Here is a 6,562-nt window from a genome sequence, read left to right on the forward strand (position 1 = left end):
ACTACACCCGCGCCGATGTCCGATTCTATCGCGGGCCTGCGGCGGGTCACGGGGTCAGTCCGACGAGGTGCCCCCGCCGGTGCCTTCGCCCGGAGGAACCCTCGTCTGGGGAGTAGGGGCCTCGTCCGGGGTGCCCTCTCCACCCGTACCCTCGTGGGGCGGCGCCTTCGTCTCGGCTTGCTCTTTGGACCCCGACGTCACGGCGGCAAGCGGGCGGGTGCCGTTCATCGACCGCACCAGGACCTGCGCCACGTCGATCACCTCGACGTTCTCGCCAGCTCCGGACATCTGCCTGTCCTTGACCGCGTCGTCCAGCATCACCAGGCAGAACGGGCAGGCCGTCGCGACCACGTCCGGGTTTGCTCCGAGGGCTTCGTCGATGCGCTCGTGGTTGATGCGCTTGCCCTCCGTCTCCTCCATCCAGAATCGGGCGCCCCCGGCTCCGCAGCAGAACGTCTTCTTGCCGCATCGGTGCATCTCCGTCTGGCGCGCCCCCGTGGCTCGGATGACGAGGCGCGGATCGACCGTGACGTCGTTGTGTCTCGCCAGGTAGCAGGGGTCGTGGTACGTGACGTCGAGGTCCAGGGGCGTCTCCGGCTGCAGGCGGCCTTGGCCGACGAGCTTGGCCAGCAGCTGCGAGTGGTGGATGACCTCGTAGTTGCCGCCGTAGTCCGGATACTCCCGCGCCATCGTGTTAAAGCAGTGGGGGCACTGCGTGATGATCTTCGTCACTCCGACGCCGTTCAGCGTCTCAACGTTGTTCTTGGCGAGCTCCTGGAACAGGAATTCGTTTCCGATCCGCCGGGCCGGGTCGCCCGTGCAGGACTCCCGGGGGCCGAGGACCGCGAACTTCACGCCCGCACGCTGGAGCAGCGTCACCACCGCGCGCGTCGTCTTCTTGGCGCGGTCGTCGGAAGCGCCGGCGCAGCCCACCCAGAACAGGTACTCGGTGCCCGATGGGAGGCTTCCGTTCACGACCGGGACGTCGAGGCCCTTGGCCCAGTCCATCCGGCCCTCCCCGGTGATGGCCCAGGGGTTTCCGGTGGACTCCAAGTTGTTGAGCATCCCGACGGACTCGCGCGGAAAGGCCGACTCCATCATCACCTGGTGGCGGCGCATGTCCACGATCATGTCCACGTGCTCGATGTCCACGGGGCACTCGTATACGCAGGCCCCGCACGTGACGCACTCCCAAAGTGCGACGTCGGAGATAACGTCCGGGACGAGGCGCTGCCCGACGGCCACGGCCGCTTCGCCGGTTGCTTCCTCGGCCGTGGTCTCGCCCAGCATCACGGGGGACTTGGCGAACATGTGGTCTCGGACGTTCATGACGATGAGCTTGGGGTTCAGCTCCTTGCCCGTCTGCCACGCAGGGCAGACCGACTGACAGCGCCCGCACTCTGTGCACGTGAGGCCGTCCAGCAGGTGCTTAAAGGAGAAGTCCTCGACGGACCCCACCCCGATCCTGCTGTTTTCGTCCAGCGTCTCCATGTCGATGTGCATCGGGCGAAGGCGGCCCAGAGCCAGCGGGTGGCGTCCGAATAGCACGTTCAGCGGCGACGTGAAGATGTGCAGGTGCTTTGAGTAAAGGACCAGGATCAGAAACGAGAACACGATCCCGACGTGCGCGACCAGGGCGGCATACTCGACCGCCTCCAGCGAGCCGTGTCCGAAGCGCGACATCCAGTTGCCCAGGGGGCGCGACAAAAACGCTCCCTGGGCGTAAGGGAGCCTTCCGAGGGCGTGACGTGCGGCGTTGATCAGCAGCAGCGTGCCCACCACCCCGAAGATCATTCCCAGGACGACGAACGCCTGGGCGGTGTGGGACTTGAAAAACCGTGACTTGCGCTGCCAGATCCTCGGGTTGTTCTTCAGCCGGATGGCGAAAAAGGCCAAAAGCGAGACCGTCACGGCCAGGATGAAGAAGTCGAACATGAACCCGAGCCAGGCGTGGCGTCCGATGAACGGCAGGACGAAGTCCGCCGAGAAGAACGCGCCGAAGCTTTCGAGCAGCGCGACCTGGATGACCAGAAACCCCCAGAAAGTCAGTGCGTGTGCGATTCCCGGCCCGGACCACTGCAGGAGCTTTCGCTGGCCGATGACCTTGGTGAGCTCGAACCGGATACGCCGTGGCAGGTCCTTGAACCGTTCCGGGTCGGGCTGGCCCGAGCGCACCATGCGGAACAGGCGCCATCCCCGCCGCCCGGCGATCAGGGCCGTGACGGCTCCCATGACAAGCAGCGGGAGGGGACGCAGCATCGGCGGGCCTCCTGTTTGGCGGTCGGTCGCGCCAAGACTAACCAACGCGCAGCTGCGGGTCGGTGCTGTGGATGGGGAGGCACCACGCCCGGCGCGAGACGTCCGGGCGTGGTGCTCAGGGCTGAGTGCTACGCCTGAAGGTCGAAGCGCCGCCGACGGAATCGCTGCGACAGCAGCCAGGCCGCCGCCATCGCCGCGGACGGCACCACCAGGGCCCCGGACTCCGGCGCCGTGAAGGCCTGCAGGACCGTGGACAACGGGCTCTGGCGGGCGGACCCCGGCTCCAGCTGTGCCGCAGGAGCCGGCCGAAGGGCCGGCACCGGCTCCAGCGCCGGCGCGCTCGCCGGCTGCAGGGCGGGAACCGGGTTGGCGACCGGGACGGCCTTGGGAGCGAAGGCAGGTTGTGCCGCAGGGACTGTTCGCGTCGCTGGATGCGCCACGGGAGCGGGCTGGGGGTTGGCTGCGGGCGCCGGCACCGGGAGGTGCTCGTGCTGTTGGCCGAGGTCCGGCTTCGCCGGCTTTGAGGTCCCCGCGGCGGGAGCCGCGGGAGCCGCCGGGTCGACCACCTCGATGGCCCTCCTGAGGGCGTAGCTCGGCTTGGCGGTCGACTGGGTCAGTGAGACCGCGTAGACGATGTACCAGCCGGGCTTGGCGTCGGCTGGAGCCGTCAGGTGCTGCCGGAACGAGCCGTTGGAAACCAGAACCCGCGCCATGATCGGGCCGTCGACCCTGTTCCACCGGATCTCAACAGACTCACCCGGCGTGTAGGTGGTACCCAGGCCGTAGAACTCGCCCCCCGGAGTGGTCGACTCACGGTCGAGCGTGAAAGTGCAGCTGGCGGCGGCCGGTCCGGCCAGGACGACGATGGCTGCCACGGCCCCCAGGGCCACGGCGAACAGGCGAGCGCGCATGCTTCCCCCTTGATTGTGAGCGCAATCAAAGGGGAAAACGCACCCGGCGCCGCCGCCCGTCGGGCCTTTTTGGCTTGGGCGAGCGAATACTGGGCCGACGTACCCCCCGGGTATGCTGCCGCCATGAGCGCCCGGCGCGACCCCCGCGGGCTGACCATGCCCCCCGGCCGCCGGATCCCGCGGCCTTCCCCCCCGCGCGTGACCAGACCGGCGCCTCCGTCAGAGGAGGGACCGGTCCCGGACGTCGCGAAATCCGGAGGCGAGCTGGCCGCCCTCGCCGCCGAGATACGTGGCTGCCGGGAGTGCGGCAGGGACGGATCTTCGTGCGCCTTCGGGTCCGGGTACCCGCGCGCGCCGTTGATGCTGATCAAGGAGCGGCCGGGCCCGGAAGACCTCCGGACGGAGACCGCCTGGGCGGACGAGGCCCCGTCCATCGCCAGGGCCCTGGACCGGCTCAAGGTGCCGTTTTCGTGGACCTATGGCACGACCGTCGTGCGCCGCGGCGACCAGCCTGCCACCGACGACCAACTGAAGTCGTGTGCCGCGCACCTGCTGGTGGAGATCGAGGCGGTGGAGCCGGTGGTGGTGGTGGCCTTCGGCCCGAGGGTCCTGCAGGCGCTGACCTATCTGGACGGCCGCTGCGGACTGAGCGTCGGAGAAGTGGAGCAGGGACGGCCACAGCGCGTCCGCGACGACCTCCTGCTGCTGGTCACGGAGCCGGTTCCGGAGGGAGTGACGATCCCCGACTCCAAGCGGAGACTCTGGCGCGACCTGCAGGAGCTCCCGGCACTACTCGGCCTCACCTCTTAGCGGCGCCGCGTACTCTCGTGCCATGAGAGGGATCGTCGCCCTGCTCCTGGTCGCGGCAACAGCCGGATGCGCGGACAGTAGCCCGGTGCGCGAGGTCAGCGGGACCGCCGCCCCCTCCCCGAACGCCACCTCATCCCGGACCGCCACGCCCGTCCCGTCGCCCTGGCCGTGTCCGGAGACGGATCCCCCGTCCGTTCGTCTCCTGCTGGGAGACAAGCGGGTGACCGCGGAGGTCGCCTGCAACACGGCTCAACGGTCCAAGGGGCTGATGTCCAGGACCTCGCTGCCGGAGTCGCAGGGGATGCTGTTCCTGCTCGAACGCCCCGGCACGGGCGGCTTCTGGATGAAGAACACGCTGATCCCGCTGTCCATCGCCTACATGCGACGCAGCGGCAGGGATTTCGAGATCGTTTCGATTCTGGACATGGAGCCGTGCCGGGCGGACCCGTGCAAGAGCTACCCCCCGGACGTCGAATACGACTCCGCTCTCGAGATGAACTCGGGCTGGTTCCGGGGAGCTTCAGTGGCCGTGGGGGCCAAAGTCCGAGCCGAGGGGCCGCTGCCGGACCCCCAGTAGCGTCCGCGGGCCCGTCCTCGCCTTGCGGTTGTCCGCTTCCACGCGATCGTTGCTGGAGGCCTCCTTGTGAACCGCGCTCCTGCTCTGCTACAAGGAGGCGGGGCCGTGTGCCCCTGCCTTGGTCAAGGCAGCCGGACGGTCGTCCGGCATGTGGGGTTTTCGGGGCAAGAGCACCCCGCCTAGCTGCTCGGAAAGGGGCCAGACGGACCGACATCGCCAGGAGTGCCCGGGTGTTTTCCGCACACCGGGAACGTGAGTGAGGCATCACGGAACAAGAAGGGAACGAATGAGACGCAAGACGCTGGCCGAATGGCTGGTGGTCGGCGTCCTGGCGGGTCTCGCACTGCTCGCTGGAGGTGCCAAAGCGTCGGCTGCCAAGCCGGCGCCCTCCTCGGCAGGCGGGGCAAAGCAGGTTGAGAACGCCACACCCGAAGTGGCCCCGAAGACCCATTCGGGTCACGTCGCGCCGTCGGATCACGACGACGACGACGCAGAAGAGGAGGTCACTGCGGGAATCGTGCACAAAGGTGACAACGAAGCCGAGGTGGACCAGTCCCTCAAGGGGGGCAGCGGGGACGCGTCGGCTGGGAGCCAGGTCACGGGGATCGTCTCGGGTTCGGGGGGCGCGTCAGTTCGCGCATCAAACCGATCCGAGGACTCCGAAGCCAAGTCCGGAGACGTTCGTCTTTCAAACCACGTCGGCACCGTAGCTGTGGGGCCGAGGCTGGATTCGATCGACGTCCCGGACCCCGGCGTGGGGGAACTTCGTGCGGGCATCGTGCACGACGGAGACAACGAGCTGGACCTGACCCAGGTGCAGCAGGGCGACTCGGGTGACGCGGTCGCAGGATCCCAGATCACTGGGATCGTGGCGTCCGACGGCGACGTTTTCGTGGATCTGAACAACCACAGCGAAGACGACGAGTCGGTGACGGGGTCCGTAGACGCGGACAACGACATCGAGTCCATCCAGGCCGGCCCTGAGAGCAGCGAGTCCGAGCTGGAGGGTCCGCGGGGACCGCGGGGTCCGACTGGGCCCCCCGGAGCTGCGGAATCCGGGTCGGGACAGGCTGCTGTGGTGCCGGGAGCTGCGGGTCACACCGCTGCGTCCTCGGCCACCGGCCCTGTCAGCCGTGTGAGCGGAACCGCCGAAGTGATCACCGGTTCCGAACAGACGGTGACGCACGGTCATGTGGCCGGTCCGCAGGTTCAGGGCCTGCCCAGCTCCCAGCAGGGAAGCATCGATGTTCTCAACAGGCAGTCCAGTGACGAACCGACTACCGAGACAGAAGTAGACGCAGCATTGGGATCCGGAGTGTCCGCCACCTCCCACGAGGAGGAGGACGACATTCTGGGCTTTGATCCCGAAGAAGCGGACGTACTGCACGAAGGAGACAACGAGGTGGACATCACCCAGCGGGCCGACGCTCGATCCGGGGACTCCGTTGCGGGGTCCCAGGTGACGGGCGTGGTCAACTCGGGCGGCAACGTGTCCATCACGTCGTCTGTCGTGTCCGAAGACGCCGAGTCGGTGAGCGGCGACGCTTCCGTCTCCAACCACGCCGGCACGGTTCGTGTCGGTCCCACCGCCTCCGAGTCCGCGACCGGAGACGCCACCGCAACTGGTGGCGCCGGCGGTGCGGGGGCGGGCGGTGCCGGCGGTGCCGGCGGTGCCGGCGGTGCCGGGTTCGGTGGGCCAGGCGGCACAGGCGGCACCGGAGGCGCCGGGGGGGCAACAGGCCCCGGCGGTGCAGGCGGTGCCGGTGGCACAGGCGGAGCTGGCACGGGAGGCACAGGCGGTGCCGGTGGCACAGGCGGAGCGGGCACGGGCGGAGCGGGTGGCGCAGCCACCGCGTTCGCGGCCCAGGCCAACTCGACCATCGGCCACAGAGGCGACAACGAGCTGGACTTCGTCCAGGACGGGTCGTCTGACACCGGAGACGCCGTGTCGGCTTCTGCCGTCACGGGAGTGGTCAACTCAGGCGGCGACGTGTCGGTTGACGCG

At 68.6% G+C, this 6,562-nt stretch carries 5 protein-coding genes; 3 read left to right on the forward strand and 2 right to left on the reverse strand.

The window, feature by feature from the left end:
• Positions 1–54: 54 nt before the first annotated feature.
• Both VNE62_08150 and VNE62_08155 read right to left on the reverse strand, forming a co-directional pair.
• Positions 55–2,259, reverse strand: coding sequence for a (Fe-S)-binding protein (locus VNE62_08150; GenBank protein ID HVE92256.1), 2,205 nt, complete (start codon positions 2,257–2,259; stop codon positions 55–57).
• A gap of 128 nt (positions 2,260–2,387) precedes the next feature.
• A complete protein-coding gene (locus VNE62_08155; protein ID HVE92257.1) occupies positions 2,388–3,170 on the reverse strand; it encodes a hypothetical protein in 783 nt (260 codons plus the stop codon).
• Positions 3,171–3,293: 123 nt separating this feature from the next.
• Between VNE62_08155 and VNE62_08160 the strand changes: the two genes are divergently transcribed.
• The 3 genes from VNE62_08160 to VNE62_08170 all read left to right on the forward strand — a co-directional run.
• Entirely contained in the window at positions 3,294–3,980 is a 687-nt protein-coding gene (locus VNE62_08160) for a uracil-DNA glycosylase family protein (GenBank protein ID HVE92258.1), read from the forward strand.
• Between the two features lie 22 nt (positions 3,981–4,002).
• Positions 4,003–4,557 (forward strand): DUF192 domain-containing protein, encoded by a 555-nt coding sequence (locus VNE62_08165; protein ID HVE92259.1) that lies wholly within the window; start codon positions 4,003–4,005, stop codon positions 4,555–4,557.
• 286 nt (positions 4,558–4,843) lie between these two features.
• A partial coding sequence (locus VNE62_08170; GenBank protein HVE92260.1) for a hypothetical protein occupies positions 4,844–6,562 on the forward strand: 1,719 nt, incomplete at its 3' end.

The organism is Actinomycetota bacterium (assembly GCA_035536535.1).
Lineage (GTDB): Bacteria > Actinomycetota > JAICYB01 > JAICYB01 > JAICYB01 > DATLNZ01.